Genomic DNA, 4,228 nt, shown 5'->3' with positions numbered 1-4,228 from the left:
CCGCCGCCTTGAGACCGACGTCGAGCGTGGCCGGCGGCGTCGCGACCTTGCGCCCCGCCCGACGCCACGGCTGCTCGAAGAGCACCACGCTCACCCCCTGGCGCGGGAGGTAGGTCGCCAACGCGGCGAGGTCGCGGGCGTCGATGCCGCCGCCAGCGCCGTGGCTGAGCACGAGGGTCGCGACCGGGCTGCGGCCGCGGTAGGTGACGAGCCGGCCCTCGCCCACCGGCGTCGCGACGACCCGCTCCGCCGGCGTCACAGCAGGGACTCCTCGAGCGGGATCGGGGCGACGAGCTCGGGGCCGTTGTTGCGGACGTTGCCGACCGCGGGCGACACGGGGAACGCCTGGAGCCCGCTCTGCTGGGCCGGCACGAGCAGGTCGGGCAGCTGGTCCTTGGCGGTCGTCGGGTCGAGCCACGCGTCGCGCCGGTCGGGGGTGACGAGCAGCGGCATCCGGTCGTGGATCCGGCCGACCTCGTCGGTGGCCTCGGTCGTCAGCACCGTGCAGGTCCAGAGGAACCGATCGGGGTCGTCGTCCTCGCGGGTCGGGTCCTTCCAGAGCTCGTAGAGCCCGGCCATCGCGAGCAGCGAGCCGTCCTTGGGGGTGATGAAGAACGGCTGCTTGAGGGGCTTCCCCGTCTTGCCCTTGGTCTGCGTCTCGTACCACTCGAAGTAGCCGTCGGCCGGCAGCAGGCAGCGACGACTCGCGAACGCGCGGCGGAACGCCGGCTTCTCCGCGACCGTCTCCATCCGGGCGTTGATCATCCGGCTCCCGATCGAGGGGTCCTTGGCCCAGAACGGCACCAGCCCCCACTTGAGGGTGCGCAGCTGGCGGACCGGCTCGTCCGCCGTGTTGGAGGTTGCGGCTTCGGGGTCGGCCGGGTCGGGCCGCGGCACCCGGTCGAGGACCGCGTAGACCTCCTTGGTGGGCGCCACGTTGTAGTCGGGCGGCAGCACCTTGTCGAGCCGGGGGTCGACGACCTCGAACTCCTCGGCGATGTCGTCAGGACTCCGGCTGGAGGCGTAGCGCCCGCACATGGCGCTCAATCTAGCGCCGCGCCCGGACATCGCCGGGGACACGGATGACCTGCCGCCGACCGGGTACCGACCCTCCATGGCCGTGAGCAGACTCCTCGCCCGACCCCTCCTCGGCGCGTTCTTCGTCACCAACGCCGTCGACTCGCTGCGCAACGCCGAGGCACTGGCGCGGGACGCGAAGCCGGTGACCGACCGGTTCGTCCCGCTCGTCGAGCGCGTCGCACCGGACGGCGCCCCCGTCCCGACCGAGGCCGCGACGTGGGTGCGCATCAACGGGGCGCTCCAGCTCGGCGCGGCCGCGGCGTTGATCACCGGGCACTTCCCGCGGGTCGCGTCCGGCGTCCTCGCCGCGACCCTGGTCCCCTCGACCGCCGCCCGCTACCGCTTCTGGGAGGCGTCCGACCCGGCCGAGCGCCGTGACCAGGTCACGCACTTCGCCAAGAACGTGTCCTTGGCCGGCGGCCTGCTCATCGCCGCCGGTGACACCGAGGGCCGCCCTGGTCTGGCCTGGCGCGCCCGTCGTACGGCGCGCGACGCCCGCCGCGAGGCCGGCCACCTGGCCCGGTCGGCGCGGCGCGAGGCCCGGCTGGTCAAGGCCCAGCTGACCTGAGCCCGGCCTCGGCCCTGCTCTCGTGGGCGGCCGCGACGGTCGCCTCGAGGAGCTCGACGAAGTCGGCGCAGACGCTGCTGCCGGGACCGCCCTCCACACCTCCGGCGACCGTGATCAGGAGCGTCCGACCCGTGCCCGTCCGCAGCAGGACCGCGTCGGCGTCACCGAGCGCTGTCCACCGCGCGTCCCCCCGTCGTACGTCGTAGGTGCGGGCGACGGCGGCGCCGTCGACGATCGCGAGGTCGGCCGGCTCGCAGGCCCGGACGTGGTGGCCGCGGGCAAGCGCGGCGGAGACGATGCCGAGCGTCGTGTCGGCGGCCGGGTCGAGCCGGTCGAGCGGGTCACCCACGACCACCAGGTCCAGGACGGTCATCGCCGGCGGCCGACCAGCAGGGCGATCCCGAGGACCAGCTCGGCCGGGAACAGCGCGATCGGCGGCACCGGCTCGTCGAAGCCGGAGGTCACCAGGGTGGGGACCATGAGCGCCGTGAGCAGGACCGCGATGCCGACGGCGACGGCAGAGGCGACCGGGCGCCAACCGGCGCGACGCAGACCGAGGGCCGACACCGCGAACGCGGCGACGGCCAGGAACGACCCGATCGTCACCAACGGCACCGTCAGGACGTCGAGGTCCCGGGTGAGCGGCGGCAGCGGATCGAGGAGGAACCCGAAGTTGAGCGCCATGTAGAACCACAGCTCGACCGCGGCGACCCAGGCGAGCCGGACACCCCACCGGTCCCCCGACACCGCGCTCGCGCGGCGGGTGGCGAGGACCAGCAGGGCCGGCACCAGGAGCAGGAACAGCCCGGTGACGTAGTTCGCCGGGTGGTCGTTGGCGATCTGGGCCATCGTCTCGGCAGGGAGACGGTTGACGGCGGTGTCGGTCGCCTCGGAGGCGTCGACGAGCGCCTGCTCGTAGTCGGCGGTCAACGTGGCGATGCTCACGATGTAGCCGACCCAGGAGCCGGCCGCGAGGAGGAACGCGCTCGCCACCCGGCGGCGGGCGGTCCGGTCGGACGCAGGAGCGGCGGCGGTCCGGTCGGCGACGGCGCTCATCGCGTCACCCCCGCGCTCGTCGAGGCGGTGGTCGGGCGGTACGGCGCGCACGTGAGGCGGGCGAGGAGTCGGACCCGCCAGTCGGCGGTGGCCAGGGAGTAGATGCTCATGCCCTGATGGCGTTCCGCCACCATGGAACGATGTTCCGTCGCACCGTCAGGCCGAGGTGAACTCCCAGGTCAGCCCGACCGCCGGGTCCGGCTGGTAGCGGCACTGGCGGCCGGTCCGGACCGAGGCCTCCAGGTGGGCGCCCAGCTCGGGTGCCAACGCCCCGACGGCAGTGATCGCCCGCTTGACGCTGCGGGTGACGTTGACCCGCGCCCGCTCGTCGGTGGCGCCCTGGGGACGGTCGCGGCCGGCGAGCCCGACGGCGCGGCCGAGCTCCTCGAGCAGGGTGTCGAGCTCCCAGCGGGCCCGGCTCGCACGGTCGGGGTCGTTCATGTCCTCGGCGTCGTCGATCTCCTCGCGCAGGTCGGCGATCCGCGCCCGGTAGGCACGTTTCGCCTGTGCGTCGAGCGCCGGTCCGAGGTCGGACTGCACGGCGACCGGCCCCGCACCGGTCCCGGCCAGGTCGAGCGCCGCCACCTCGCGGCCGTTGGCCCCCAGCACCGCGATCAGCTGGCGCAGGCCGAGCGACTCCTCCAGCGTCGCCACCCCGAACGGGGACGCGAGGGTCCAGCCGTCGTCGCTCCGGGTGATCGTGGCGTGGCCGGACGTGCGCTCGACCGAGGGAGCGGCGCCGGCGAGCGCCCGACAGCGCTCGACCATCACCGCCGAGCCGGCCCGCTCCGCGACCGCGAGGCCCCGTTGGTGATCACGCTGGGCGGCGCCGCGGTCGCCCAGCAGGTCGGAGATCAGGCCCAGCGTCGTCGCCACCGGCACGACGATCGAGCCGCTCGCGGTGAGGCGACCGGCGTACGGCTCGAGCAGGGGCCGGATCGTCCGCGCCATGCGGACGTCTCCGATCTGGGCGGCCGCGAGGCCGCAGACGTTGAGGGCGAAGAGCGACTCGAGGCCGACGGCGACGGTCTCGATGCCCAACGACGCCCGGCTGAGGTGCCCGCGAGCAGCCTCCTGGTCGCCGAGCACCCACGCAGCCAGTGCCAGCCCCGCGTGCAGGAAGGGCGCCGTCAGGTCCCCGACGATCGCGACGTTGCGCAGGTACGACTCGGGCATGGCCGGGTCGGGGACGCCGTACAGGAACGCGGTGAACGACCGGAAGCCCAGCTCGATGCCATAGATCTCGCCCGGGTGGAGCCATCCCTCCGCTGCCCGGACCGCATCGGTCAGGAGCTGCAACGCCCCCTCGCGGTCGTCCTGGAGGCAGAGCATGCAGGCCCGCCGGAGCCCGGCGGCGAAGCGCCAGTGGGGCGACGGTGTGAGGTGGGCATAGAGCTCCAGCCGCCGGAGCGCGACCTCTGCCGCCTCGATGTCGGCCTGGCCGAGCCGCTCACCGAACTTCCACTCGTAGCCCAGGAGTGCGACCTCCGGTCGCACCAGCCGCTCACCGAGCTCGATGATCTC

Annotated in this window: 5 protein-coding genes; 1 reads left to right on the top strand and 4 read right to left on the bottom strand. The window is 74.0% G+C overall.

Translation table 11 applies throughout. The annotated features are described in order from the left end of the window. Positions 1-255: 255 nt before the first annotated feature. The gene (locus tag H0487_RS11980; RefSeq protein WP_183094467.1) at positions 256-1,038 is read right to left on the bottom strand and encodes an SOS response-associated peptidase; all 783 of its coding nucleotides are present in this window, start codon (positions 1,036-1,038) and stop codon (positions 256-258) included. 76 nt (positions 1,039-1,114) lie between these two features. On the opposite strand from H0487_RS11980, the gene H0487_RS11975 reads away from it, so the two are divergent. Next, positions 1,115-1,648 carry a DoxX family membrane protein gene (locus tag H0487_RS11975; RefSeq protein WP_183094466.1) on the top strand — a complete coding sequence of 178 codons (534 nt, stop codon included), beginning with the start codon at positions 1,115-1,117 and terminating at the stop codon, positions 1,646-1,648. Here the strand turns inward: H0487_RS11975 and H0487_RS11970 are convergent. The 3 genes from H0487_RS11970 to H0487_RS11960 form a co-directional block, all read right to left on the bottom strand. Next, on the bottom strand, positions 1,629-2,021 hold the full coding sequence (locus H0487_RS11970) for a hypothetical protein (RefSeq protein WP_183094465.1): 393 nt from the start codon (positions 2,019-2,021) through the stop codon (positions 1,629-1,631). The genes H0487_RS11975 and H0487_RS11970 overlap by 20 nt on opposite strands. After that, positions 2,018-2,704, bottom strand: coding sequence for a hypothetical protein (locus H0487_RS11965; RefSeq protein ID WP_183094464.1), 687 nt, complete (start codon positions 2,702-2,704; stop codon positions 2,018-2,020). Before H0487_RS11965 ends, H0487_RS11970 begins: the two co-directional genes overlap by 4 nt. A gap of 156 nt (positions 2,705-2,860) precedes the next feature. Beyond that, a partial coding sequence (locus H0487_RS11960) for a hypothetical protein (protein WP_220793343.1) occupies positions 2,861-4,228 on the bottom strand: 1,368 nt, incomplete at its 5' end.

The organism is Nocardioides stalactiti (genome assembly GCF_014180715.1).
Lineage (GTDB): Bacteria > Actinomycetota > Actinomycetes > Propionibacteriales > Nocardioidaceae > Nocardioides > Nocardioides stalactiti.
Note: the sequence above shows the minus strand (reverse complement) of the source record. Positions and strands in the feature narration are given on the sequence as shown.

Bases quoted from the DNA above. Each gene is read 5' to 3' on its own strand.
- H0487_RS11980 (WP_183094467.1), bottom strand. From the start codon at position 1,038: ATGTGCGGGCGCTACGCCTCCAGCCGGAGTCCTGACGACATCGCCGAG.
- H0487_RS11975 (WP_183094466.1), top strand. From the start codon at position 1,115: ATGGCCGTGAGCAGACTCCTCGCCCGACCCCTCCTCGGCGCGTTCTTC.
- H0487_RS11970 (WP_183094465.1), bottom strand. From the start codon at position 2,021: ATGACCGTCCTGGACCTGGTGGTCGTGGGTGACCCGCTCGACCGGCTC.
- H0487_RS11965 (WP_183094464.1), bottom strand. From the start codon at position 2,704: ATGAGCGCCGTCGCCGACCGGACCGCCGCCGCTCCTGCGTCCGACCGG.